Here is a 22,461-nt window from a genome sequence, read left to right on the forward strand (position 1 = left end):
CGACAACGAGGAATCACGCGACGACGTCGCACACCACCTCACGGGACTTGACCACGTTGTCACGAAACCACTGCATGTCGCGTTGCAATCGTTCCAACGAGTGCGCCTGCTCTTCGGCGAACACGTCTCGGGGCTTTCTCACCGGGCCGGTCCACACGAAAGTCGATTCGGCCACGTCCTCCGACACGATGCAGTCGATGTACGCCGCGCTACCTTCGTCGCTGTCTTGTCGCAGCACCGCCCCAGTCTCGGTGTCTATCGTCAGCACCATCGGTGAACCAGTGGCTCCGGTCTTCAACCCCACTCTCCAGGCTCGCCGCCCGATGAACTCGACCTCCTCGATAGGGCCCGTGGGGCGGGTGAGCCCCGGCCGCGCCCAATGCTCGACCGGCCGTGACACGATCAGATCCCGGCCAGGGTCATGTATCCGGGTGTTCAGTTCATTGGTCTCGATCGGATGGTCCTGACCAGCCTGAAACACCCAACACTTTTCGCCGTCGGCAATGAACAGCGGCTGCCCGTCGAGCAGCTCCATGCGTGTCTTGCGGCCAAGTCGGGTCAGGCGGACCCCGCCAAGTCCGAAACCCACATACGACGGAGCGACACCGTAGTGCCCGTCGTAGACATGTCGCGGACCGGTGTCCGCGTGAACTGCACGCACGACACCCGACACCGGCCGTTGAGGGCCGTCGACGATCTTCAGCAGCACCTCGACCCAATGCGTCACAGGTGCAGACCTTTCGGCCCGTCGGCCATTCCGGCGAGAACTTGCATCCGCTGCGTCATGGTGTCCTCCATAGTCGTTGTGTGCTGTCGGGGCGACAGGATCGGTTTGTCAGTCTGCTGTGCGGCAGGTGTTCTCGTGGTGCTTGACTACGGGAATGGTTCTGCGAGTTCTGGAAGACCCCGCGCCAGCCGTGTGGCTCACCCGCTCGGGGATTGCGTGGGACGTGCTCGCCGCCTTCGGACCCCACACCCTGTTCCCCGCGCATGCCCGCTTGCGATACATCCCCGACGACGGCGACGCCCGAGGCCGGAGATTCCGCCGCGACCCCTCGGCGAGCAGGGCGACGGCCCCGTCATCGCCGAACTGTGCGACCTGCTCTCCTCGGACACCGCGACGCCGCAACTCTGCTACTTCTGCCTGTGGGAAGGGTGGCCGGGAATCGACGAGACCATCACGCCGAATCCACCCGTCGTCGCCATTCCGAATCGCACCTACCACCTGTTCTCCGGCCCGCTGAGCGACGTCGGACAGTGGTGCGCTCAGCCCACTCCCGACATGCCGCCGCCGGCGTTCATCTGGCCGGCCGACCATGCCTGGTGTGTGGCATCGGACGTCGACCCGACGTGGGCCTACATCAGCGGAAACGAGGCGACGATCTTCCGACTCGTCGCCCAGACCCAACTCGACATCGTCGCGGCCGACCCGCCACGAGACCGTTGAGCACGACGAGGGGCGGAGATCCGACTCCTCGTGTCGGTCGGCGTCGCCGACCAGCACTCGTGTCGTGGTCGTCGCGGTTAGGGTGAGTCGATGGGCACGTCGCCGTTGTCGCACGAGCGCGTCTACGCCGCGCTGACCGCCCCGCCGACACCTGCGGATCAGCGTCCTGACGCCCCGTCGTGGTGGGAAGCCTCCGTCGTCGTCGTCATCACCGCCGTTGCTGCGGCAGCCTGCGCCGTCCTGCTGTACTCGCTCACCCCACCAGCGGCCATGATTTGGCTACTCGCCGCATCCGGCTGGCTACTGGTCATCCTCGGTGCAGTGTGGCTCGTTCTGACGATTGTGGGATGGGTTCGGTACCGAGCCTGGAAACTGTCGTCGATCGCCGTCGTCGTCGTGGCTGCGACTGTGGTCCTGGCCGGCATGTCGGTGCCGTTCACCGTCGGGTTCGCGATGTCGAGAAGCTCACTGACCGAGGTCGCAGAGGACTGCACCGCACCCAGCGGCGACCGTATCGGGGCGTACGTCTTTGAACCGTCCTGGGTCTGGTGGAGACTGTGATCTCACCAGGAGAATGCAGTCATGGCAGCACCGAGGAAGTTCGACGAGGAGACCCGCCAGCGGGCGGTGAGGATGTATCGGGAACGGGTCGCCGAGCACGGTGATTCGAAGCTGGCGGCTCGCAAGCACGTCGGTGCGTTGCTCGATGTCAAACCCGAGACTTTGCGCAATTGGATCGACAGAATTGATCGTGACGATCTGCCCGAAGGGACGTCGACGGTATCCGATCGAGATGCCGAGCTGAAAAAGTTGCAGCGTGAGAATGCCGAATTGCGCAGGGCCAACGAGATTCTCAAGACAGCATCGGCGTTTTTCGCGGCGGCGGAGGTCGACCGCCGACTGCGGTGATCGTCGATTACATCGACGGCTACCGCGACCGATTCGGGGTCGCCCCGATCTGTTCCGTGCTCACCGAGCACGGAACGAAGATCGCCCCGTCCACCTACTACGCCGCCAAGAAGCGCGGCACCGTCTCCGCCGCCGCGTTGGTCGAGGCGTACGCCGCGAACACCGTCCACACGATGTTCGTGGCGAACCGGCGCCTATACGGGGTGCGCAAGATGTGGCACACCATGAAACGTGCCGGTCACGACGTCGGCCGTGATCAGGTCGGCCGGCTTATGAGTATCTGCGGAGCCGTCGGAGTGGTGCGGGGCCGCCGGCGCACGATCACCACCGAACGCGACGACCGGGCGCCGCGGCATCCGGACCTGATCGACCGGCGATGGGCCCTGCCGGACCGCCCGGATCAGTGGTGGGTTGCTGATTTCACCTACTGCTGGACGCTGGCAGGGTTCGTGTACACCTCCTTCGTCGTGGATGTGTTCTCCCGCCGGATCCTGGGGTGGCGGGTGATGACGACCAAGGCGACACCGCTGGTGACCGGTGTCCTCGAGCAAGCGTTGTTCACTCGCCGACGGGCCGACTTCGCTTTCACAGCAACGGGTTTGGTGTTCCACAGCGACGCCGGGTCGCAATATACGTCGATTGCCCTGAGCGAGGCTCTCGCCGAGTCCGGCATCGCCGGATCTATCGGGTCGGTCGGTGACGCGCTCGACAATGCATTGATGGAATCGACGATCGGACTCTACAAGTCGGAGCTGATCGACCGCCAACGGTCGTGGACCGGGCGCGCGGAGGTCGAGCGGGAGACCGCGGCGTGGGTGCACTGGTTCAACACCACCCGGGTGCACTCCTCGATCGGCTACACCTCGCCCATCGAGTACGAGAACGACTACCGTCAGAACAGCTCCACCGCCGCCTCCGACCGCGAGGTGGCCTGAACGAAGTCTCCATCAGGACCAGGACGGTTCAAGGTAACTTGCGCCGCGGCGGCGTCGACCGCTGTTTTCCCTCACGCGCAGGCATTATGTATGTGGTTGCAAGACGTGGAACGCAACGTCCTTCGCGGGTATCTGATGCGCCCGGAGATCACGATGGCCGCCGCCGACGGCATCCGCCGGACTGTGCCGACGCACCGCGACTACTTCGACGACTTCCTCTTCACCGCGACAGCCATGGCGGTCGGTGAAGGCGACGGGTACACCTTCGTGCGTGCGTGCCTGGCCTACAGGTCGGTCGTGGGAGCCGAACTCGGCAGCACACCACCCCTCGTCCCGCCCGCCGTCGCCGCGGTCGTCTCGGACGTCGTCGGGAGGTTCGAAGGCCGCTCCCGCGCCGATCAGCGGGTTCCCCACCGCGGCAACATCACTCGCACGCAACTCGACCTCGCCGAGGAGATGTACTGACCCTCGGCGAGGACCTCGGTGACGGCCCCCACGCCGCAGGCGCACGCGTGCACAGCAGGATGCTCTCCGCTCGCATCGCCGACGGGTTCGTCCACCCTGTGGTCGGAGCCCACATCTGGTGCGACACCCCCGCAGCACCCGCCCGCCGGCCCGACTCCGGCCACGCCATCACCATCCTCGACGACGTTGACACCGCGGTCCGCACCTGGGCGGCGTCGCCGGCGGAACGTCCCGAGATCGAACGCGTCATTCTCGCCGCGGCCCACAGCGTGGGATGGAACCGATAACGGGCGACGCGCGAATGGGAGCATCCGGCCGGCCGACGGTGTCGCTGTTCGTCGAGTACGGCTCCGACTTCCCCGTGTGGCTGTTCGACTATCCCTTCGTGGGCCGACGGGGCCCGATGAACGTCGCGACCAACGAACTGCAGCTGAGCGGTGAACTCATTCAGCGGCTTCACCGGTTTCAACGCAACTTCGACGAGAACTACGATGCAGTGACGGGCTGGCGGACAACAGCGGCCGAGAGCTTCCATCACGACGAGGCGTCGGCGCTGCTGGCGACACTGCGCGACGAGGTCAAGCACCTGGACGTCGCCGTCACGGTCGAATTGTGAACGCATATCGCTCGGGTCCGTCACCGCCGATTCGCCGCTCGCACCAGCTCGCTCTGCGGAAGCCATGACGTCGGTGGGTGGTGTCGAGCCTCAGCGGTTGTGCGAACAGGTTCCACAGCGGCACTGTTTCGCGACGGCGGGATTCACTGTCCGTAGGTGTGCCGCAACTGGCCGTTGATCAGCCATCCGAGTCGCTTGCGCATCGTGCGGATCGCGTCATCGTCGGGCAACGGCGGATCGAGTAGCAGCGTGAACTGCAGATCGGTTCCGGACCCGGCGGACGCCAGCTCGAACCGAACCCGGGCGTCAGGACGCGCCGGCCAGATCAACGACCACACGACCACCGACGCGTGCTCGGACACCAGCACTCGCGGGGCCACTTCGTCGGCGAGTAGGTGCAGCCAAGGTCCGATGAGTTGGTCGGCCGGGATGGGCCAGGTCGTCGAACACGACGTGAGGCGGAGGAGGTTGGGTCCTGCGCCTGATTGCCACGGCCTCCATAGAACGAACCGTACGCGCTTGGGCTGACGGGACCTTCGCGCAACCCAGCCGACACACGTAAGCGCTTCTCGGAAACCCTGGCGTGGTCGAGAATGCGTCTAACGGGGCCTGTTCAAGTAGTCCTCGATTTCCTCGTCAGGAATGGTCCTGAAACCGCCGCCACCTTCGATCGGCGTCCATCGCTCCCCCGGGTTTCGGCCGGACTCAGCGTCACGCCTGAATTCTTCGTCCGTTTCGGGCGGCGGGGACTCGTCGACGTATGCCTCCTCCGGATCCGATTCCACCGGAGGACTGCCGCCCGGCTGCTTGTCCACCGACGATTCAGCCGCAGGCGGTGCAGAAGGGACTCCAGTGGGCTCGCCGAGGCCGGAAGAAGCTGTGACGGCGACAGCGCCGGCAACGGCGGCGAGGAGCACCGCTCCGACGGCTACACCCCATCTCGGGATACGAGGCATACCGCCAACTTACCGCGTCGCCTTGCCAATCGTTCGGTCTGCCTGGTTCACGGCGCCACCGGAAGCCCACAATGAGGCATGGAGCAACAGCGCACAGAGCTCGCCGAGAAAGACGTCGTGAAAGGTCAATGTGTTGTGTACACCGGACCTGACAACGCAGAAGAGATATATGAGGAATGGTCGCGTCCTCGAATTCTGACTGCAGGTCATCCCGGGAAAATCTACGATCCGTCCGTTCAACACATTCGTGTTGAGTGGGTAGGTCTAGAGCATGAGCCAATCAGCTACGCCACCGGCTTCTGCACTAACCGATCGGAAGTCGGGTCTGAAGGCCGGGCGTTCATACGTGGTCTGGCGAAAATATCTACAGAGGAGTACGAGGAACTAGCGTCGAAGGTTGTGCGAGGAACCCCGCGCGGAGAGGTTTGACTCTTACGCTGCCGGCGTTTCGAGACCTGCGGCGATCAACAGGCCGGTTCCCGCTCGACACCGCGCACCCGCGCCAAGCAGTGCGAACACTCTCGATCCTGCGTCGATGGGAACGCGACGAAACGGACCGCATGGCATCCTTGTCGCATGACCGAGCGAGTCGAAGAGGGCGCGCCTGCACAAAAGGCCGGCAATGAAGCCGTTGCGGCTGAAGCTTTCGACGCGCAACGGCGGTCGCGTGACGTGGTCTGGTCGCAGGGGGCAGCGCTTGCGCCTCTGTTCTTCTTCGGCATGTCTGTTCCGGCCAACGTCGTCCTCGCCGGTGCCCCAGCACACATCGGTGACGCAGTGACGACGTGGATGGTGCTCGGTGCGTTCTCCTTCGTGGTGTTCTTCGCACTTGCCGCGCTGTCGTTCGTTGGTGCGGCCAGGCTTCGGTCCGCCCATGGTCCTCTGGGCCGATGGCTCGTCTCGATCGCGGCGGCCGCAGCAGTACTGGTGCACACCGGGGTTGTCTTCTCCGTTGTGGAATCCGTTGCCGTTCCGGCGACCCGTAGTCCGGAAAGCTGGGCCCCGGAGCTAACCGCGAATGCTGCTGCGCTGGTCGTATTTCCGTACATCGTGGCCGCCGCGGCCAATGTGTATGTCCTGATTCGACTCTGGCGCCGTCACCGCGCGCCACGCGACGTGAGAGCGATCGAACCCGGGACCGATCCGAGAGCCTCGACCCCTCGCTGAACGAATACAGACCACCGACAGGACGAGGTGCACAACCGATGTGGTGCCACTTTCGCGGCGGAAATCTCGACCAGCACACGCTCGATGTCGACGACGGTGCTATCACCCCGTACCGCGGCACAGCGATGTGCTCACCCGACCAAGACCCGAATATGGTGGACTCGCACGGGATGTGCGTCTACGCCGACACCGGACGCACCGAACAGGTCGACGGGCGCACCGCTCGCGTCTTCGAGCACTACGGCGACTGGCGGAGCGTCAACCCGCCCCCATTCCCCGACGTCGTCGGGTCACAGGTGGACATGAACGGCAGTGCGCACCTGTCCGGCCCGGGGCACTGGTCCTACGCCGACTTGCTCGAGGATGTGTCGGCCGGCGACTGGGTGCGCCAGCACATTCGAGCATTCGACCACACGGTGGCTGCGCTCGTTCCGGGCACCTACGAGACGTACCTGCGCCTGCTGCACCCCGCGTGGGCGTACTGGGACAACAACTTCGACGGCACCCCGGTTCGCTGGAGCACCATCGCCGAGGGGCTCGGCGCGGTGATGCATCAGAGCATCGCATGGGGGTCGATGATCGAAACCGGCGTCCGGTCAGGCCGAGGAACCGGCAAAGGGGACCTTTGGCATCGCTCCCCGACCGCCGGCGAACTCCCCGCGAACGAAATCGCAGCACTCGCTGCTGCCCTCGCCGAACACACAACCACCCCCGAGGACTGCTACTTCGGATTCTGGGAGGGCCTGGGCATGACCGGAGTCCCCGTCAATCACCCCAGACTGACCTTGCCGAGTCGCGAGCACCTGCTGTTTCGCGGGACGGTCGTCGACGCGGGTCGAGAACTGCACGGGTTCACCCCGAGCGTATGGTGGCCCGCCGATCGGGCGTGGTTCGTCGCCTCGGACGTGGACCTCACCTCCACCTACATAGGGGGACCGACCGCGCTGATGAACGCCCTGTACGGGGAGGTCGACCGTTTCGAAGCCGTCGGCTCCTGGCGTGGCGCCCGGATCACGTGGGACTGCGACACCATCAATCCCCGGGCGGCGGGTCCGTACACCTACGGCTGAAGCGGTCGGCCAACATAATCTTTATCATCGGTAACGATCACTTCGTCAATAATTGGTAAGAATCTTAGGTCTGATCGTCCGGTTGTGTCAGAGGTCAAGCAGTGTGACACCGGCCAGGGTGCATCGGACGGTCCCCAATGGAGCCGTTCCGTCGCCGTTGTGAGTCAGTTCATGCTCATGAGGTTGTTCCGTGAGGAAAACGCAGCGTGGCCACGGTGATGAGTCACCGCGGCCACGCTGTCCGTTCCACCCGAATCCAAAAGGTGTCCGTTCCCCGTCGGCCGCAGACATGCATTGTATTGTCCGCGGTGATGCGGGCTGATTGGACGCGACGATCGATTGCACTTAGGCCTCGACGATGAAGAGCTCCATCATCAACCCCGAACGGTCGGCGGGGTTGCCCGGTGTCATGACGCGGTCGATGATGGCGTCGACGGGCAAAGGCTTTGGGATTGCCTCCAATCGATTGACGATCCGACCCAGCCGCAGGACGTCGCTCCGGTCCACGCACTCCAGAACGCGGCGCACATCATCGCCGCTTGCGACGAACGAACTCCTCCCTATCAGGGTGAGAGCGTGAGCAATCGAGATCCAATCGCGGACCTCGTGCATCTCCTGGAGAATCCGCTTCTCCAAGTCATTGTGCGACATGTACCTTCCAGACTTGACTCAACGACGGGACGTTGAAGTCGATCGCGTATCCGCCGGAAGTGCTGGTGGTGCGGAAATACGAAATCGTTCCGTCGTCGAGATCATATCGCGGGCCGGGCTCGATCGACGTGGTGTTGTCGGTGTAGCGAATTGACGCCTCACCGGAGGTGACCCGGCACCACACGTCCCACACTTCGTCGTCGTCGGCGACTTGCCACACCCGTCCATTCCTGGCGTACCAGGAATCGAGGCTGGTTCGGAGACTGTCGAAACTGTTCCAGCCGAAGTACCCGTTGCTGCAGAATCTGCCCCCGACCGAGCGTCTGTCTCCGTCGACGAATCCACCGACCTCGATGAACCCGGGTGACGCGAGGGGATTCGTCTGACGTAGTTGCCCGTTCTGAAACTGTTGCGTTAGTCCGCTGCCCGAGGGCTGCGGAGCGCTGGTCGGGTAACCGAGCGTGCCGCGTTCGTAACTGTCGAACGCCCACGTCAAGAGTCCGAATCCGGTGACCTCATGCGCTCCGTAGCTCGGGTGCCAATAGATGACGCCGCGTTCGAAGCGGGCCATGCGTCCCTGTCCGTCGGGGAGTCCGATCTCGTCGCCGGTGATGTAGCCGAGGACGCTGCCCCCCGGCGCGTTGCCTCCGATGGCGTTCCACTTGTCGCGGATGGGGCCGTTGCGGATGGCGGAGCCGATGGCGTTCTGAAACGAGACGTAGATCGCGCCCTGCTGGAATTCCTGGCGGCGGCCGCCGTCGGGGAGGACGATCTCGTCAGTGGTCGGGTAGCCGAGCCAGCCGCCTTCGTAGCCGTGAATGCCCCAGCGGTTGAGGAAGCTGTTGACGACGGGGTGGGCTCCGCCGGCGGCGGACCAGTAGATGGGTCCGTTGAGGAAGGTGACTCGTTCGCCGGTGTTGCCGGGGTTGACGATGTTTCCGCTGGACGGGTAGGAGAGGAAGCTGCCGGGTCCACCGAGGGAGTTGTACTTGTCGCGGATCTCGCCGCAGACGTTGAACCAGGACGGCCAGTAGACCTGGCACGCCACCGCAGAGCGGGAAGTGCGCAGCCGGGCCTCGGCGATCTCGGCGCGGTCGGCGTCTTCCTTGGTGAACGGTGCCGGGACTTCCTCACGATCGGACCGCATCTGACCGGGCACGATCGTGGACTTGGGATCTTCGGTGGGAGTCCAGTCGCGGTCGGGTTCTGCGGTCTTCGACGACAGCTCCGGATCCGTGGGCGCGACGGGTTCGACCGGGGCGGGGTCGGCGGGCAACGGCGCCGGCGCGAGCTCCGGCTCCGCCGTGGGCGCTGCGGTGGGCGCGGTCGTGCTCGGTGCGGTGCCCTGCGTCGTCGCCGGTGCGGCGGGAGCGGCTGGTGCCGTGGTCGCGGTCGTCGACGGCAGTGCGGCCGACGGGACGGTGGTGCATGCCGCGGGGGTCGTGGTCGCCGTGGTGGTGGCCGGCGGTGTCGTGGTCGTCGAAGTCGACGTGGTGGCCGGTGCACACGAATCCACCGGGGCCGGGACCTGCGGCTGGATCTGCGGTGCGGAGCTCGTCGGTGTGGTGGGGGTGGTTGACGGTTGCGCGGTGGCCACCGCTCCCCCGCCGGTGGCGATCAACGCGGCGATCATGCCCGCGGTCAACACACCGCGCGGGGAGCCGAGTGAGACAACGGTTTCGGCCGTGGCGGCCGACGAAGGATCGACATGAGAGCTGCTCTCTGCAGAAGGAACGCGACCGGTCTTCCCCGACCGTCGCCCCCGCATCCTCAGGGCAGAACCACACGAAGCGCAACTGCATCAATCAACCCGTATCGCCCACAACGTGACGATCGGTACTGAGGTGCGTTAAGAAACCGGCGGCCATTCCATTGGAAGTCCCGAAAAGCTGCGATTGTCAAACGACACGCTGAAATCGGGCTTGACACAGCATGTTTCGCCTCTCGCTGCGTGCGGTACCGCAACGGGCCAGTGACGAGACGCCGAACCCCGCGTGCTGTTACCGTCCGGAATGCCCGACTCCCCCACCGGTGCACCCGATGCCCGGCCCGTCGCCCCAGCGCCGTCTGGTGAGGGGGCTACCACTAGACCCGCAGGAGCTGCACATGACCTCGACGACCACCACCACCGGCAACCGCCGGAGCACTGCGAGTTCGCCTCGTAGCGGCCGCGGCGATCGGCGCCGCGCTCACCTTGACCGGTGCCGGCCAGGCCCTCGCGCAACCCGCACCCACCACCCCGCAGGCCACCTCGGCCGCGACGTGCCAATCGTTCTGGCCCTCCCAGCATCTGGTCTGCGGGGAGATCCTCGACCTCTACAAGTCCCTCGGCGGCCCAGCCGGCACACTCTCCTACCCCCAGGGTTCCGAGGCCCCCGCCGGCGACGGCGTCGGCACCCGCCAGGTCTTCCTCGGCGGCACCGTCTACTACTCCCCCGCCACCAGCGCCTACATCGAATAAACCGTCGGCGCCGTCGCGGTAGCCGGTCAGGCAGACCGAGAAGGAGACCGAGAGGCTCTGATCGTTGCCGACGAGCCGCTTCACATGTCGAAGTCGCAACCTACTTCGGGCCGACTGAGCCTGGGTCTCGTCCCGACCGTTGCGACGGCGGGACACCTAACGCTGACCCCCGCGACAACGCCCGGGCCGGCGGCAGGTCGCTGTTAGAAGCATGCCTCATCAGAATCACGAAAGGTTTACCGATGCGAACGCGCGCACGAACAGTCCTGATTGCCTCGATCGTCGCACCGCTGGCGATTGCCGCCTCCGGCACAGCCGCTGCCGCCGACCCAAGCGACATCACCTACGCCTACGAGGTCGTCGGAAACACCGTCACCAATACGATCACCAGCACGGCGGACGAGACAGTCCGGTGCGCCACGTCCCTCGCCGATGCCCCCGGCGCGGAACTGCCCCCGCTCGAAACCGTTCTGTTCGAACAGCACCAGCTCTCCGCCGCCGGCACCGCGGCCCCGGGGACCACGGTCACCCAAACAGTGCTCGACGTACCGCCCGGCTCCTACGTCGTCCTCGCGACGTGCATGCTCGGCGAGGCGGACACCACCCAAGCATGGTGGCTCTCGGACTACCCGGGACTTGCCGAGTTCGCAGGGAACCTGGTGCCCTGGAGTACCTACACCGTTCAACAGCAATCGACCGTGGTGACTATCAAGGAGGCGGCGCAAGAACCCGTGCTTCCCGAATTCGGAGATCTCACGGACGCGTTCGGGAGCTGACGCCGAGGCCGGGCCGTTCGGATCATTCCCGAGGTGCCCGGCTCGACGCCACCGGGTACGCCACGACCGGGGCGGGTCGACTGGCGCCTAGAGATTGCATTGAGCGGGAACCGCACCGTAAGCGGCGGCGGTGACCATGACGGCGAGCACGCATCCAGCAAAGCGGAACAAGGACCTCGGCAACACGATCGGGCTTCGGAGTCCACCCTACCGCGGGCTACGCCCGCCGGCTCTCGACCGGCTCCCGGCGATCGCCAAACCCGCCACTTTCGGCCCACGTCGACACTCCCCGTTGTCGGGGCTCAGCCTTTCGGGGGGTTCGGATCCTTTTTACCGATGGTGTCGGTGTTCCTGATCTTGTTGTTGTCCTTGCGGTGGTCCCGCACTTCGCCGCCGCCACTGCGTTCGGCGTACCCGGCGGCCGCGTCGTGCGCTTCCGCCTGCGTGTCGTAGCGCCCCGCGGGTCGTGAGGCACCAGCTCTCTTCGCCGTCCAATCACCGGAATCACGGTCGTACTGCACGTCGTAGTCAGCCATTTGCACTCCTCTGCGCGTGAACCTTCGCGCTCAATGTACCGACCGTGTCGTTCGGTGAGCGGTCCAAAACGGCAAGCGGCCAAGCCAGGCGGCGTGATCGTGTAGCAGTCGCCGTTGATCGGGATGTTACCCGAGTGGTCGACGGGCGTTCTCAGCTGCGGCTGCCGCTGTTCGAACCCAGGGTGTTCTCAGGCATCGCTGTCCTCAGCTTGAGGTCGACGGCAAGTTCGCGGGGTTCTCGCATCGCGGTAGAAGAGTCATCTGTACTTGTGGTCGCGTTTCAGCCGCCTACTATTGTAGGCATGCTGATTATTATCGCAGGATCTGGGCTGAGCGACTGTGTGAGCAGCGGCCCTGAATGCTCGGCTGGGCTAGATTGGGCTTTGATGAAACTAGCCTTTGTTGGGGTGATGATTTGCGTATGGTTTTTTCTAGCTGTCTACGTTGCGTCTGTTGCGAACAGCGAAGACATTGGTAAAAAGGGCGTGTTGGTGTCAGTTATTTCCGCCTGGGTAATTCCAGTACTAGGGGCTTTAGTTTACGTCTGGTTGATTAGAAAGAATCGCAGCCGTAAGAATGCAAGACGCAGTAGACATTGATTCAACGAACACATAATGCCTTGGCAGTCACCCTCGAAATCATATAGATTTGCCTGCATCTGGCGATTGCCAGTCGATTGGGCTCCCAACAGCAGCTGATAGGTGCAATGCGCCAGGACCGTCACCCGCGTCTTCGGTCCTGGCGCATCAGGCGCCCGTGCGATTTTACGTCTTACCTAATTTCGCATCACCTGATTCCTTGCGAATAGTAGTCCACGCTCGTGCCGTAGGTCAAGAATGGCTTCGCTATCCCGAGGCGCATTCCTTCGTACGCGTTGTTGACGGCGATCTGTGAAAGCGTGGGATATTCGTTGGTGTTACTAGCGAAGTCATAAATGTCCTGCACGTGACCTGCCTGCCGTGCCGTCCAGGCCTGTTGCCCGACCTGACCCGGAGACGCTATGACCGCGGTGGTTGACGACATCGTGAATCGCCCAAGCGCGAGCACGCAGTCTCCGTCGGAAGAGGCTACGTTCCTGACCCAAGGCCCTGAGACGATTACTTTAACCTTACTATTGAGTCGTCTAGCTTCGGCCACTGCTAATCGCACCGTTTCTAACTGATTGCTGCGCGCGATAATTCCGGTTGGAGTAGGCAGAGGCTCGTCCGGGAAGTTTTGTGTCTCGGAACGTAGGCATCCATACAAGAAATTCGGATCTACTCCGTAGTCAAAACCAGTCTGTTCGTAATAATGATCGAACAGTAGCCGCGTGTTGGGAGCATTTAGATAGGTGGACATAGCCGTTCCGGTGCCGGCCGCAATAGATCGGTTGGCCTCAGCCGCTTTGCCGTCGGGATCAACAAGCACATCATATTCGCTTAGATCCGGCGAGATGTCGTATGCTGGATGCTGTCCTGTGTCATAAGACTTAAATGTCGGGTCCGCTGAATTCGAGGCGGGTATGACAAGTCCCTGGAAAGATTGATCCGGTGAAATATAGATCGATCCGGTAGTAAAAGATTGCTCTGCGGACCCCGATTCCCCAATGCGTGGAACGGTGTCGGAAACTGGAGCCGTATTCGCCCCCTTCGTAGCCTGCTTGACTCCATATGGTCAGTGTTCGACCGTTGACCCAGTGCGCTCCATGGGTGGGATGCCAGTAGATGACGCCGTTCTGGAAGCGGGCCATCTGGCCTTGGCCGTCGGGGAGTGTGCGTTTGTGGTCTTCGGTGAGGTAGCCGAGGAAGCTGCTGCCGGGGGTGAGTCCGCCGACGCTGTTGTACTTGTCGCGCAGGGGCCCGTTCTGGATGGCGGAGCCGATGGCGTTCTGAAACGAGACGTAGATCGCGCCCTGCTGGAATTCCTGGCGGCGGCCGCCGTCGGGGAGGACGATCTCGTCAGTGGTCGGGTAGCCGAGCCAGCCGCCTTCGTAGCCGTGAATGCCCCAACGGTTGAGGAAGCTGTTGACGACGGGGTGGGCTCCGCCGGCGGCGGACCAGTAGATGGGTCCGTTGAGGAAGGTGACTCGTTCGCCGGTGTTGCCGGGGTTGACGATGTTTCCGCTGGACGGGTAGGAGAGGAAGCTGCCGGGTCCACCGAGGGAGTTGTACTTGTCGCGGATCTCGCCGCAGACGTTGAACCAGGACGGCCAGTAGACCTGGCACGCCACCGCAGAGCGGGAAGTGCGCAGCCGGGCCTCGGCGATCTCGGCGCGGTCGGCGTCTTCCTTGGTGAACGGTGCCGGGACTTCCTCACGATCGGACCGCATCTGACCGGGCACGATCGTGGACTTGGGATCTTCGGTGGGAGTCCAGTCGCGGTCGGGTTCTGCGGTCTTCGACGACAGCTCCGGATCCGTGGGCGCGACGGGTTCGACCGGGGCGGGGTCGGCGGGCAACGGCGCCGGCGCGAGCTCCGGCTCCGCCGTGGGCGCTGCGGTGGGCGCGGTCGTGCTCGGTGCGGTGCCCTGCGTCGTCGCCGGTGCGGCGGGAGCGGCTGGTGCCGTGGTCGCGGTCGTCGACGGCAGTGCGGCCGACGGGACGGTGGTGCATGCCGCGGGGGTCGTGGTCGCCGTGGTGGTGGCCGGCGGTGTCGTGGTCGTCGAAGTCGACGTGGTGGCCGGTGCACACGAATCCACCGGGGCCGGGACCTGCGGCTGGATCTGCGGTGCGGAGCTCGTCGGTGTGGTGGGGGTGGTTGACGGTTGCGCGGTGGCCACCGCTCCCCCGCCGGTGGCGATCAACGCGGCGATCATGCCCGCGGTCAACACACCGCGCGGGGAGCCGAGTGAGACAACGGTTTCGGCCGTGGCGGCCGACGAAGGATCGACATGAGAGCTGCTCTCTGCAGAAGGAACGCGACCGGTCTTCCCCGACCGTCGCCCCCGCATCCTCAGGGCAGAACCACACGAAGCGCAACTGCATCAATCAACCCGTATCGCCCACAACGTGACGATCGGTACTGAGGTGCGTTAAGAAACCGGCGGCCATTCCATTGGAAGTCCCGAAAAGCTGCGATTGTCAAACGACACGCTGAAATCGGGCTTGACACAGCATGTTTCGCCTCTCGCTGCGTGCGGTACCGCAACGGGCCAGTGACGAGACGCCGAACCCCGCGTGCTGTTACCGTCCGGAATGCCCGACTCCCCCCACCGGTGCATGGAGCGCCGCGCTCTCCCCCACCATCAATCGTCGCCGCGGCCGACGTCGACCGGATCGACAGATGTGTGCGTGTCCCGAAGCCTGTTCACGCGTCTCCGTGTCGCAGGCCAAAGGCAGGACATTGGGCCAGAGCGAGTGCTCGGAGCTTGCGAGGTGCAGGTGACGTAATCCGCCGTTATCGGCAGTGGTTGCCGGCGGCGTTACGGCCCTCCGATGTCGCCGGAGGTCAGCTCGATCCGGCGTCGACGCCGAGTACCCTTCTCGCAGCGTCGGCGGAGCTACTGCCGCGGGCGTAGGCGTCGGCCCGTAGAAGTGCCTCCGCGTCGGTGGTGCTGACTCCCCGGCGCACGGCCAGGACGCCGATCGCACGGTTCACCACATCGGCATCGGTCCCCGAGTCGCGGACCAGTCCGGACGAGACGGCCGCTCTATCGATCAGGTGGTTGAAACCCAGTATGGGCGGTCAACGACAGCAATGCCCGCGCGCGCGGCACTACGACGACCGCGCGCGCCGAGTACAGCTGCACCGAACCCAACGCGCAGCGCTGACGGGTAGCGTCCCCCACCATCGGCGCGGCGTAGACGCTGCGCACCCCGACGGCAGATAATTCGGTCGTCAGGACAGGCCACGGGTCGAGTTCGGCATCATGGGCAGTGCTCGACACCGAGCACGTCGTCACGGCCGTGTGGTGCGGACCGAACCCCAGGACGAACTGAACGTCGGCCATTGCGGCTGCGATGCTGTCGCTGGCGAACACCACCTGCCGGCCGCGGGTTCCTGCAGGACCGCCCGCGCCCAAACCGATGACGACCGCGGCACCGTCCATTTCGCACCACACCGTGCAGGCCTTGACCCATCGCCGCTCGATGCCGTCCACCTCCGCCTCGGGCCCGACGCCATCGCTCACGGACCAACACCCCCTTGCCACGAGGGACACGCCTCGCATCGTCATACCCGACCGCACGCCGCCAACACGGACACAGGGACGCGCCGAGTCGTCCGGTGTCCGCCCGATCACGGACTCCCGTCTCGGTGCCGGCGATCCCGCAGCTTCCCGGAGAGCCACCCAACGCAACCCATGGCCATCATCGCCTCGGACGGAGGCGGCGGAGGCCGACCCCGAACCGCGCGAGCCTAGTGGTGGATTAGGTTTGGCTTTCCTCATCGAGATGGGATGGTCATGGTTGTAGTGCGGCGCGTAGCAAGTGTGATGGTGGTGGTCGCTTTCCTCGCGGGATGCGGCAGTAACGCCGACGACTCAGGGCAGTCGACGACGCAGGACTCGGTGTCGATCGAGCATCAGTTCGGCACGACGCAGGTCCCGCGCGGCGTCGAGAACATGCGCATCGTGACGCTCACTGCGCCGGCGACCGACGCCGTCCTGGCAATGGGCCTGCAGCCGGTGGCCTACTCCTCGGCCGATGCCGTCGACGCCGCCTCCGCGCGGTACCCCTGGCAGGGCGAACTCGGTGACAACGTCCCGTTCGTACCGATCCCTGCCGCGGACACGCTGCCCGTCGAGGACATCGCCACGTACGCACCCGACCTCGTACTCGGCGACTTCGCCGTGTCGACCCCCGAGTCCTACGCCCGCCTGAGCAGCATCGCCCCCACGGTTCCGGCGATCGGCGCCACCGTCTCCTCCTACGACGCTCTCACCCGAATCCTTGGGGACATCCTCGGCCGCACCGCGGACGCCGACGCCGCCATCGCGCGAACCGACACAGCGCTCGCCGACACGGCCGAGGAATACCCGGCGCTGGCCGACAAGACCGCCCTTCTCGCGCAGTACATCCCGGCGACACAGCAGATCGTCGTGGTCGCCGATCCCGACGACGGAGCCACCAGCTTCTATCGCGCGCTGAACATGCAGATCCCTGACCTCGGAGCAGCCGGAGTCGCCAACGGCCGTCTCGTCGTCGGGCCCGAACGCCTCGACGTCATCACCTCCGACCTGGCGATCATGCTCGTCAACGGCGGCACCGTCGACCAACTCGAGGCGTTACCCGGATACGCTGAACTGCCGTCGGTGCGGAACGGAGCAATGGTGGTCACCGATCTGCCCACCATCGTCGCCCTGAACACCCCCAGTCCGCTCTCACTCCTGTACGCCCTCGACCAGGTGAGGTTGGCGCTGGCCGCTATCGGCCGCGAATGAACCCACCCAGGGTCTCGGCCCGGTCGGCTTGGACGCGGAAGACCTGGGCATCGACCCGCACGCACGGCTACCTCCACACCGCCGTCGCTGCGGCACTTCCGTGCCGACCCAGCGGGCAGCCGAACCGGAGTGCATCGACCCCGAACGCACTGTCGAGAGCGCGAATCACGACTGTCGAGCCGGTCGCGGTCTCGGATCATGTGGCAACATCTGGAGAAGGTGGACGTACCTGCCGCTCGCGCCCCGGTCGGGGGTTCGGTGAACACGTCGTTTCGACGATCGGCCATCGGAATCCGTCGGGAAGCAGCTGACCGCCGGTAATGCGAGCATCCGCAAACCGGCGCGCTTCCAGCGGAGGATCTCTGATGTCCATTCCCATCACCGTCGACGAAGCGAAGTCCGCAGCCCGCTCACTGCGGAAGTCCCTGGCCGAGTCCGGCGCCGCTCGGTTGACACACGCGCAGGCGCTGGAGGCTGTCGCTCGCACCGTCGGATTTCGCGACTGGAACAGCTGCAGTGCAGCGCTGCTGGGACCACGGCCGCTCGCGGCGGTACCGGTCCTGCGGGTGTACGACGAGGCTGCGGCACGACAGTTCTACTGCGACTATCTGGGGTTCGCGGTCGACTTCGAGCATCGTTTCGCCCCAGACTTGCCGCTGTACCTGCGTGTCGCGCGTGGTGGTGTGCAGCTGGACTTGAGTCAGCACCACGGGGACGGGACGCCGGGAACGGTGGTGTGGCTACCGACGGTCGATATCGCCGCGTTCCACCGTGAGCTGCGTCGACGAGACCACCTGACCACCATGCGACCCGGCATCGATCGTTCCGCACCTGGCGGACCGACCGTGGAACTGTTGGACCCGTTCGACAATGCCCTGCGTTTCTGCGAACCCGACGGCTGACACAGCGTCTACCAGCTCGCGAGTCCAGGGACCCGGACCGGTGGAAGTCAGGTGCGAAATTGCGCGTACCCGAAGCAGCGTGAAGAACGCCGGCCGCGTGATAGGCGAACCGGGACGCCGGATCGGGGGTTGTCCGTTGGGCAGCGGTGTCCTCGCTTCCGACGGTGACGTCGACGTTCCGAATCCATGGAAGCCTCGCGAGGTGATCGTCGTCGCCGGCTCTGCAGGGTTCGATCACCCGGGCACGAACACCGGGCGTCGAGCGCCTGCGCGACGAACTCGATCGACAGTCGAACAACGCCGGCGACACCGCTGAAGGACGGAGCGACCGATGACCGATCACGACTCGCCGGACCCCGCGTCGGTGTCCGGAGCGCGCGGCGGCGAACACGACGAGGACCTGAAAGCGGCGCTGCGCCGTGCCGATCCCGCGGGGTCGTTGCCGCCGCTGCCCGACGACGAAGTTCGACACGCCATCAGCGCAGCGTCTTCCTCACCCGCTCTCGCGCCGTCACCGTACGGTGCGGGCGGAAATTCGACCCGCCGCAGGGTCGCCGGGTGGTCCGCTGCCGCGGCGGCTGCTGTCGCCGCGGCCGCTGTTGCCCTGACCGTCACATCGACGGGTACCGATTCCGTGTCGACGACGGTGATCGCGGCGCCCACACCGAGCGTCGATGCGAGTCCGGGGCCGGCCGCGTCGTGCGCGGTCATCACCCCCGAGTCGTTGCGAGACGGTACCGTGCTGGCGTTCGAGGCCACGGTGGACCGTATCGAGGAGACCAGGTGTACCTCAACGTCGACACCCGCTACGTCGGCGACGTCGCGGAAGTTGTTCGCATCCCGCAGCAACGATCGGACCTGCCCTCGGAGATGACGCCGGGCGCTTTCGTGGTGGGGACGTCGTACCTGCTCTCCATCACGCCCGACGGATACATCGCCGCGTGCGGGCAGAGCGGGCCGGCCAGGGACGAACTGCGAGCGGTCTACGACGAGGCGTTCACGCCGCGCTGACGATCGACGGACTCCGGCCGACTCCGGGAAGGTCACGCGCTGCGAGACCATACCAACACGGAGGAACCGTCGAGGCGCGGCGAGGATCGACGGTGGCGTTATGGTGCGATTCATGACGACGCGGCGTTCTGTTCCGCGGCCGGGGGCGCCGGTGCGTGGTTCCCGCTCCGGTCGCCCGATCATGGCCGTGCTGGACCTACTCGGTCGAAGAGGTGCCCTCTCGGTTCTCGTTTCCCTCCAGCACGGCCCCGCGACGTTTCGAGATCTACAGGATCTCGCCGGCGATCTGTCGGCCAGCACGTTGAACACCCGGCTCAAGGATCTGCGTGAGGTCGGGCTCGTCGGACGGTCGGACGCCGGTTACGTGCTGACAGCCGACGGGAACGACCTGATCGAGGCCGGGCAGCCGCTGCTGCGGTGGGCAACCCGGTGGGCGGCGAGCATGGACGGAACATCCACCGTCGATCCGTGACCGGGCGCAAGACTCGTTCTGCTCTTGAAATCGAAGCACTTGTCGGTTTGACTGTCGCGGTGACCACATCGACATCGGGGCCGCGGTTCGTCGGCCTGCTGGGGGCGATCATGGCGTGGAACGTGGTGTCCACGACGTTGCATTACACCCACAACTTCCTCATGGCGGAGGATTACCCTCCGGTTTCGCCGTTCTTCCCCAACGCCACCGCGTACCGCGTGGGCATCGCCGTCTTCTGGCCGCTGCTGACGGCACTCGGCATCTGGGCGTTCCGCCGCTATCGATCGGGCAGGTTCCGTGGCGTCGCCTCCGCGTTGATCGCCTACGCCATGCTTGGATTCACCAGCCCCGGACACTTCTTCGGAGGCGTTCCCGATATCCCGCCGTTCTTCATGGCCACCATTTTCACGGATTTTCTCGGTGGCGCAGCGTTGTTGGCGTTCGCAGCTCATCTGATCGTCGGGGGGCGCCGAGTTCGAACGCAGGGGGCGGTATCGGCATGAGCGCGCGCCGCGTCCTGATCTACGGAGTGACCGGATACACCGGAGCGCTCGTCGCGGAACACGCCCTGGCCTCCGGGTTGGAGGTGGTGTGCGCGGGCCGCGACGAAGCGCGGACCGCTGCTGCCGCTCAGCGACTCGCCGCGCCGTTCACCGTCGTCGATCTCACCGACACCGCCGCATTGCGACGTGCGCTCGACGATGTCGACATCGTCGCGCACTGCGCCGGACCGTACGAACGCACCGCTGCACCGATGATCGACGCGTGCCTGCACACGGGCACGCACTACCTCGATCTGACCGGCGAGGCCGCTGTGTTCGATGCGGTGTACGCACGGCACGAGGAGGCGGTCGAGGCGGGGGTGACGCTGGTGCCCGGGGTCGGTTTCGACGTGGTCCCCACCGACCACCTTGTCGCCGCCGCGTCCGCGCTCCTCCCCTCGGCCACAACTGCCGACATCGCCGTCGTCAGTCGCGGCGGCTTCAGTCGAGGAACACTCGCCACCGTCGTCCTCGGACTGTCCGCGGGTAACCGTGTCCGACGCAACGGGCGCATCGAACCGGTGCCGCATGGACATCGAACGATGACGGTCGACCTTCCGAGGGGGAAACGCGCGTCGGTGGCCTCGAGTCCGCTCGGCGACCTGTCCTCCGCTGTGCGCACCGCAGGTCTGCGCGATGTCACCACTTTCGCCGCTGTCCCGGCAGCGAGGTCACTGCGTCGACTCGATCGACCCCTCCGAGCTCTCTTGGCCCTTCCCGGTGTCGTGCCGCGACTCGAATGCCTCCTCATGCGCGTTCCGGGGCCGTCGTCGAACGCGCGCTCCTCCTCTCGTAGCGCGGGATGGGTGCGACTGTCCGACGAGGACGGTCGCTCCATCGTCCGGTCGATCGAGGTGCACAACACCTACACCTTCACCGCGAGGTCGATGGTCCACGCCGCGGTTCTACTCGGTGCCGGTGGAATCCCCACCGGGTCTCACACACCGTCGTCGGCGTTCGGAGCGAACTTCGTCCACGACATTCCCGATGTGCAGGTGACCGGCGCGGGGCGCATTCCCGAGCCCACTCGGTAATACCGGTGCGGGCCCTGTCGGAGTTACTGGCGCACAGCACCTTCGCTGTCGTCCTCGGCGCTGCGGTCGTGTTGTCGTCACGCCCGTCGACCGACACGCCGCCGCGGGCCTGGCGGCTGGTGGCCATCGCCTCCGCCGGGCACACACTGGCCTGTCTGGTGCTGCTCGGTGTGGTGGCTGCCGAGGTGGCCGGTCACTCGGCCGACCGAGTGACGCTCGGCGACGTCGTGTCCGTTCTGCATTCGCTCGTGCCGGCGCAGGCCGCGCTGGCCGGAGCGGTGACAGGTGTGGTGACGACGGTGATCGCACTCGATGCTCTCGGCGGCGGATCGGGGTGGTCGCCCTGGACCGTGGCCGGGCTCGCCGGAGTGGCCACCGCGGTCTCGGCCACCGGGGGTCATCCCGGCACCGGTGTCGCCGCGATCGGGGCCGCGCTGCACACCGTCACCGCCGCCGTCTGGGTGGGCTCACCCCTGGCGGCGGTGATCACCCTCCGTCACGCCGGTGAGTGGTCGATCTTCCTGCGCCGCTTCACCCGTGTCGCGTTCTGGTGTGCGGCGCTCACCGGCGTCAGCGGCGTCGCACTCGCCGCCGCGTTCCTCACCCACCCGGCCGACATCGTCACCAGCGACTACGGGCGACTCGTCGCGGCCAAAGCCGCGGTATTCGTGCTTCTGCTGTGGGCGGCCCACCGCCTCCGGCGGCACTGGGTCGCGCCCGCGATATCGCCGACCACGCACGTTCCCCCGTCCGTCTCACGCCGCCGGGGCGTCCGACACTCTCTATCCCTCCTTTGCGCTGTCGCACTCGCTGCGTGGCTCGCCGCAACCCCGCTGCCGGCGTGAGGGCTACCCGACCGGGACACGTGAGCGTGTTTCGGCGATCTCCGCTGCCCGACGGCATCGTTCGGTGCAGCGGCTGGCCGGCCGGAACGATGTCACCTGCGCCATTCGTCGGCAGTCCGGGATCGAACAGCAACATAATCTCAATTATCGGTGCCGGTTGCCGAGCTCCTAGCCACGTTGGGTCGTGCGCGGGATGATCTGCGACAGCGGTACCGGCTCGTCTTTGAAGAACGGTTTGGCCCCGACCTCGGTCAGTCTTCCCGGCTGCCCTCCCCCGGACGATGAACCCGCGCAGGCGCGGGATTCG

Annotated in this window: 29 protein-coding genes and 1 other annotated feature; of the genes, 19 read left to right on the forward strand and 10 right to left on the reverse strand. The window is 65.5% G+C overall.

Annotated features, from left to right (window positions below):
* Positions 1-13: 13 nt before the first annotated feature.
* A complete protein-coding gene (locus A3Q40_RS10715; protein WP_157889546.1) occupies positions 14-727 on the reverse strand; it encodes a hypothetical protein in 714 nt (237 codons plus the stop codon).
* A gap of 216 nt (positions 728-943) precedes the next feature.
* Here A3Q40_RS10715 and A3Q40_RS20815 point away from each other — a divergent pair, with 216 nt between their 5' ends.
* The 6 genes from A3Q40_RS20815 (at position 944) to A3Q40_RS10750 (ending at position 4,372) form a co-directional block, all read left to right on the forward strand.
* Positions 944-1,447 (forward strand): hypothetical protein, encoded by a 504-nt coding sequence (locus tag A3Q40_RS20815; protein WP_235606268.1) that lies wholly within the window; start codon positions 944-946, stop codon positions 1,445-1,447.
* A gap of 90 nt (positions 1,448-1,537) precedes the next feature.
* The gene (locus A3Q40_RS10725) at positions 1,538-2,008 is read left to right on the forward strand and encodes a hypothetical protein (protein WP_068102130.1); all 471 of its coding nucleotides are present in this window, start codon (positions 1,538-1,540) and stop codon (positions 2,006-2,008) included.
* 21 nt (positions 2,009-2,029) lie between these two features.
* A protein-coding gene (locus A3Q40_RS10735) for an IS3 family transposase (protein ID WP_157889537.1) occupies positions 2,030-3,291 on the forward strand; the annotation gives its coding sequence in 2 pieces (ribosomal slippage) (positions 2,030-2,324 and positions 2,324-3,291; 1,263 coding nt in all).
* Positions 2,314-2,445: a sequence feature (AL1L pseudoknot), on the forward strand. (Overlaps the previous gene by 132 nt.)
* A 105-nt stretch (positions 3,292-3,396) precedes the next feature.
* Entirely contained in the window at positions 3,397-3,756 is a 360-nt protein-coding gene (locus A3Q40_RS10740) for a hypothetical protein (RefSeq protein WP_157889547.1), read from the forward strand.
* Between the two features lie 59 nt (positions 3,757-3,815).
* The gene (locus tag A3Q40_RS10745; RefSeq protein ID WP_068102134.1) at positions 3,816-4,043 is read left to right on the forward strand and encodes a hypothetical protein; all 228 of its coding nucleotides are present in this window, start codon (positions 3,816-3,818) and stop codon (positions 4,041-4,043) included.
* 38 nt (positions 4,044-4,081) lie between these two features.
* Positions 4,082-4,372 (forward strand): hypothetical protein, encoded by a 291-nt coding sequence (locus A3Q40_RS10750; RefSeq protein ID WP_157889548.1) that lies wholly within the window; start codon positions 4,082-4,084, stop codon positions 4,370-4,372.
* A 143-nt stretch (positions 4,373-4,515) separates the two neighbouring features.
* Here A3Q40_RS10750 and A3Q40_RS10755 read toward each other — a convergent pair whose 3' ends face one another.
* Positions 4,516-4,752, reverse strand: a complete 237-nt coding sequence (locus A3Q40_RS10755; protein ID WP_235606269.1) for a hypothetical protein — start codon at positions 4,750-4,752, stop codon at positions 4,516-4,518.
* 1,152 nt (positions 4,753-5,904) lie between these two features.
* Between A3Q40_RS10755 and A3Q40_RS20225 the strand changes: the two genes are divergently transcribed.
* Positions 5,905-6,495 carry a hypothetical protein gene (locus A3Q40_RS20225; RefSeq protein ID WP_157889549.1) on the forward strand — a complete coding sequence of 197 codons (591 nt, stop codon included), beginning with the start codon at positions 5,905-5,907 and terminating at the stop codon, positions 6,493-6,495.
* A 152-nt stretch (positions 6,496-6,647) separates the two neighbouring features.
* Positions 6,648-7,565, forward strand: a complete 918-nt coding sequence (locus A3Q40_RS10760) for a hypothetical protein (RefSeq protein WP_068102139.1) — start codon at positions 6,648-6,650, stop codon at positions 7,563-7,565.
* Between the two features lie 345 nt (positions 7,566-7,910).
* Here the strand turns inward: A3Q40_RS10760 and A3Q40_RS10765 are convergent, their stop codons facing one another.
* Complete coding sequence (locus A3Q40_RS10765) at positions 7,911-8,216, reverse strand: hypothetical protein (protein WP_068102140.1); 306 nt, start codon at positions 8,214-8,216, stop codon at positions 7,911-7,913.
* The gene (locus A3Q40_RS10770) at positions 8,203-9,363 is read right to left on the reverse strand and encodes an LGFP repeat-containing protein (protein WP_082834134.1); all 1,161 of its coding nucleotides are present in this window, start codon (positions 9,361-9,363) and stop codon (positions 8,203-8,205) included. The genes A3Q40_RS10765 and A3Q40_RS10770 overlap by 14 nt, the downstream gene beginning before the upstream one ends.
* A 34-nt stretch (positions 9,364-9,397) precedes the next feature.
* Here A3Q40_RS10770 and A3Q40_RS10775 point away from each other — a divergent pair, with 34 nt between their 5' ends.
* From A3Q40_RS10775 to A3Q40_RS10785, 3 genes are all read left to right on the forward strand, one after another.
* Positions 9,398-9,928, forward strand: coding sequence for a hypothetical protein (locus A3Q40_RS10775; protein WP_157889550.1), 531 nt, complete (start codon positions 9,398-9,400; stop codon positions 9,926-9,928).
* A 482-nt stretch (positions 9,929-10,410) separates the two neighbouring features.
* Positions 10,411-10,677, forward strand: coding sequence for an LGFP repeat-containing protein (locus A3Q40_RS10780; RefSeq protein WP_068102147.1), 267 nt, complete (start codon positions 10,411-10,413; stop codon positions 10,675-10,677).
* Positions 10,678-10,919: 242 nt separating this feature from the next.
* Positions 10,920-11,453, forward strand: coding sequence for a hypothetical protein (locus A3Q40_RS10785; RefSeq protein WP_068102148.1), 534 nt, complete (start codon positions 10,920-10,922; stop codon positions 11,451-11,453).
* A gap of 302 nt (positions 11,454-11,755) precedes the next feature.
* On the opposite strand, the gene A3Q40_RS10790 is transcribed toward A3Q40_RS10785, so the two are convergent.
* The 3 genes from A3Q40_RS10790 to A3Q40_RS20820 all read right to left on the reverse strand — a co-directional run bounded on the left by A3Q40_RS10790 (position 11,756) and on the right by A3Q40_RS20820 (position 14,309).
* A complete protein-coding gene (locus A3Q40_RS10790) occupies positions 11,756-11,989 on the reverse strand; it encodes a DUF2188 domain-containing protein (protein WP_068105945.1) in 234 nt (77 codons plus the stop codon).
* A 786-nt stretch (positions 11,990-12,775) separates the two neighbouring features.
* A complete protein-coding gene (locus tag A3Q40_RS20230; protein ID WP_157889551.1) occupies positions 12,776-13,396 on the reverse strand; it encodes a hypothetical protein in 621 nt (206 codons plus the stop codon).
* 61 nt (positions 13,397-13,457) lie between these two features.
* Positions 13,458-14,309, reverse strand: a complete 852-nt coding sequence (locus tag A3Q40_RS20820; protein WP_235606270.1) for an LGFP repeat-containing protein — start codon at positions 14,307-14,309, stop codon at positions 13,458-13,460.
* A gap of 22 nt (positions 14,310-14,331) precedes the next feature.
* Between A3Q40_RS20820 and A3Q40_RS20825 the strand changes: the two genes are divergently transcribed.
* Complete coding sequence (locus A3Q40_RS20825) at positions 14,332-14,862, forward strand: hypothetical protein (RefSeq protein ID WP_157889550.1); 531 nt, start codon at positions 14,332-14,334, stop codon at positions 14,860-14,862.
* 553 nt (positions 14,863-15,415) lie between these two features.
* Here A3Q40_RS20825 and A3Q40_RS20235 read toward each other — a convergent pair.
* Complete coding sequence (locus A3Q40_RS20235) at positions 15,416-15,565, reverse strand: ANTAR domain-containing protein (RefSeq protein ID WP_157889552.1); 150 nt, start codon at positions 15,563-15,565, stop codon at positions 15,416-15,418.
* A gap of 52 nt (positions 15,566-15,617) precedes the next feature.
* The gene (locus A3Q40_RS10805; RefSeq protein ID WP_157889553.1) at positions 15,618-16,067 is read right to left on the reverse strand and encodes a hypothetical protein; all 450 of its coding nucleotides are present in this window, start codon (positions 16,065-16,067) and stop codon (positions 15,618-15,620) included.
* A 333-nt stretch (positions 16,068-16,400) separates the two neighbouring features.
* Here A3Q40_RS10805 and A3Q40_RS10810 point away from each other — a divergent pair, with 333 nt between their 5' ends.
* Complete coding sequence (locus A3Q40_RS10810) at positions 16,401-17,348, forward strand: ABC transporter substrate-binding protein (RefSeq protein WP_157889554.1); 948 nt, start codon at positions 16,401-16,403, stop codon at positions 17,346-17,348.
* A 365-nt stretch (positions 17,349-17,713) separates the two neighbouring features.
* A complete protein-coding gene (locus A3Q40_RS10815) occupies positions 17,714-18,250 on the forward strand; it encodes a glyoxalase superfamily protein (protein ID WP_069972930.1) in 537 nt (178 codons plus the stop codon).
* A 339-nt stretch (positions 18,251-18,589) separates the two neighbouring features.
* Here A3Q40_RS10815 and A3Q40_RS20505 read toward each other — a convergent pair whose 3' ends face one another.
* Positions 18,590-18,961, reverse strand: a complete 372-nt coding sequence (locus A3Q40_RS20505; RefSeq protein WP_162269844.1) for a hypothetical protein — start codon at positions 18,959-18,961, stop codon at positions 18,590-18,592.
* Between the two features lie 72 nt (positions 18,962-19,033).
* Between A3Q40_RS20505 and A3Q40_RS10825 the strand changes: the two genes are divergently transcribed.
* The 5 genes from A3Q40_RS10825 to A3Q40_RS10845 all read left to right on the forward strand — a co-directional run bounded on the left by A3Q40_RS10825 (position 19,034) and on the right by A3Q40_RS10845 (position 22,154).
* Entirely contained in the window at positions 19,034-19,261 is a 228-nt protein-coding gene (locus A3Q40_RS10825) for a hypothetical protein (RefSeq protein WP_068102159.1), read from the forward strand.
* Between the two features lie 112 nt (positions 19,262-19,373).
* Positions 19,374-19,733 carry a winged helix-turn-helix transcriptional regulator gene (locus A3Q40_RS10830; protein ID WP_068105951.1) on the forward strand — a complete coding sequence of 120 codons (360 nt, stop codon included), beginning with the start codon at positions 19,374-19,376 and terminating at the stop codon, positions 19,731-19,733.
* Positions 19,730-20,236: a hypothetical protein gene (locus A3Q40_RS10835; protein WP_157889555.1), complete on the forward strand. Its 507-nt coding sequence runs from the start codon at positions 19,730-19,732 to the stop codon at positions 20,234-20,236. Before A3Q40_RS10830 ends, A3Q40_RS10835 begins: the two co-directional genes overlap by 4 nt.
* Complete coding sequence (locus A3Q40_RS10840) at positions 20,233-21,309, forward strand: saccharopine dehydrogenase family protein (RefSeq protein ID WP_068102161.1); 1,077 nt, start codon at positions 20,233-20,235, stop codon at positions 21,307-21,309. Before A3Q40_RS10835 ends, A3Q40_RS10840 begins: the two co-directional genes overlap by 4 nt.
* Positions 21,310-21,377: 68 nt before the next feature.
* Entirely contained in the window at positions 21,378-22,154 is a 777-nt protein-coding gene (locus tag A3Q40_RS10845; protein ID WP_157889556.1) for a CopD family protein, read from the forward strand.
* Positions 22,155-22,461 lie beyond the last annotated feature (307 nt).

This window comes from Rhodococcus sp. PBTS 1 (assembly GCF_001620025.1).
GTDB lineage: Bacteria > Actinomycetota > Actinomycetes > Mycobacteriales > Mycobacteriaceae > Rhodococcoides > Rhodococcoides kroppenstedtii.

Excerpts from the sequence above, each read along its gene's own strand:
- A3Q40_RS10725 (WP_068102130.1), top strand. The coding sequence starts at position 1,538 with ATGGGCACGTCGCCGTTGTCGCACGAGCGCGTCTACGCCGCGCTGACC.
- A3Q40_RS10745 (WP_068102134.1), top strand. The coding sequence starts at position 3,816 with ATGCTCTCCGCTCGCATCGCCGACGGGTTCGTCCACCCTGTGGTCGGA.
- A3Q40_RS20225 (WP_157889549.1), top strand. The coding sequence starts at position 5,905 with ATGACCGAGCGAGTCGAAGAGGGCGCGCCTGCACAAAAGGCCGGCAAT.
- A3Q40_RS10760 (WP_068102139.1), top strand. The coding sequence starts at position 6,648 with ATGGTGGACTCGCACGGGATGTGCGTCTACGCCGACACCGGACGCACC.
- A3Q40_RS10765 (WP_068102140.1), bottom strand. The coding sequence starts at position 8,216 with ATGTCGCACAATGACTTGGAGAAGCGGATTCTCCAGGAGATGCACGAG.
- A3Q40_RS10770 (WP_082834134.1), bottom strand. The coding sequence starts at position 9,363 with ATGCGGTCCGATCGTGAGGAAGTCCCGGCACCGTTCACCAAGGAAGAC.
- A3Q40_RS10785 (WP_068102148.1), top strand. The coding sequence starts at position 10,920 with ATGCGAACGCGCGCACGAACAGTCCTGATTGCCTCGATCGTCGCACCG.
- A3Q40_RS10790 (WP_068105945.1), bottom strand. The coding sequence starts at position 11,989 with ATGGCTGACTACGACGTGCAGTACGACCGTGATTCCGGTGATTGGACG.
- A3Q40_RS10810 (WP_157889554.1), top strand. The coding sequence starts at position 16,401 with ATGGTGGTGGTCGCTTTCCTCGCGGGATGCGGCAGTAACGCCGACGAC.
- A3Q40_RS10815 (WP_069972930.1), top strand. The coding sequence starts at position 17,714 with ATGTCCATTCCCATCACCGTCGACGAAGCGAAGTCCGCAGCCCGCTCA.
- A3Q40_RS20505 (WP_162269844.1), bottom strand. The coding sequence starts at position 18,961 with ATGACCGCGCACGACGCGGCCGGCCCCGGACTCGCATCGACGCTCGGT.
- A3Q40_RS10830 (WP_068105951.1), top strand. The coding sequence starts at position 19,374 with ATGACGACGCGGCGTTCTGTTCCGCGGCCGGGGGCGCCGGTGCGTGGT.
- A3Q40_RS10840 (WP_068102161.1), top strand. The coding sequence starts at position 20,233 with ATGAGCGCGCGCCGCGTCCTGATCTACGGAGTGACCGGATACACCGGA.